General features: G+C 58.2%; 2 protein-coding genes. Both read right to left on the reverse strand.

Features of this window, described 5'->3' with window-relative positions; translation table 11 throughout:
- A partial coding sequence (locus JIN85_RS20805; RefSeq protein WP_200274465.1) for a hypothetical protein occupies window positions 1-245 on the reverse strand: 245 nt, incomplete at its 3' end.
- Between the two features lie 29 nt (window positions 246-274).
- A partial coding sequence (locus tag JIN85_RS20810; RefSeq protein WP_200274467.1) for a hypothetical protein occupies window positions 275-634 on the reverse strand: 360 nt, incomplete at its 5' end.

Below are 634 nucleotides of genomic sequence, written 5' to 3' on the forward strand. Positions count from 1 at the left end.
CCGTAGTCCTTGCAAAGGAAGGTATCGCTCGAGAGCGAAGACTTGATACGGGCAAAGTTGCCAGACGGACCACGGCGGATATCGGTCGGAATGTCAACGAAGTTGGAAGTATCGTAGACGTAGTAGGCAGCGGAGTGCAACTGCGTTGGCACGATCGGCGCGATGCGGCGACCTACCATCGGCAGGCCCGCCATGAAGCGGACCGCGTGACCGGTGAGAAGTGGATTAAGAAGAGGTGCCTTCATGATAAGTTAGATGAGTGGGAAATGAGTTGTTAGGCAGGGATGTTGATGGGGTTATCGAGGACCTCGATCACGTCACCTGCAGCGCTCGCGCCCTGGGTGAGTTTGCGACCGAGAAGGAATCCGGTAGCGGCAGGAGCCACGTTGCCTCCAGCTGCCCAGGTGAGACGTTCGCCTTTGTTGATGATGGCACTGGCGACCATTTTCACCGTGCCACCTTTGCCTAACAGACGGACGGTGACGTGCGGATTGCCGGGTTGCTTTTCGGTCAGGACTCCAACCGCATTCGCGGCAGAGGTGGCGAGTTTGACGCTACCGGCGGCAGCTCCCAGCTCGACCAGCTTGTGTTCCTGGTTGAGCAAGGCGTCGACGGTTTCCTCGACGAAGGAATG

Source organism: Luteolibacter pohnpeiensis, assembly GCF_016595435.1.
Taxonomy (GTDB): domain Bacteria; phylum Verrucomicrobiota; class Verrucomicrobiia; order Verrucomicrobiales; family Akkermansiaceae; genus Luteolibacter; species Luteolibacter pohnpeiensis.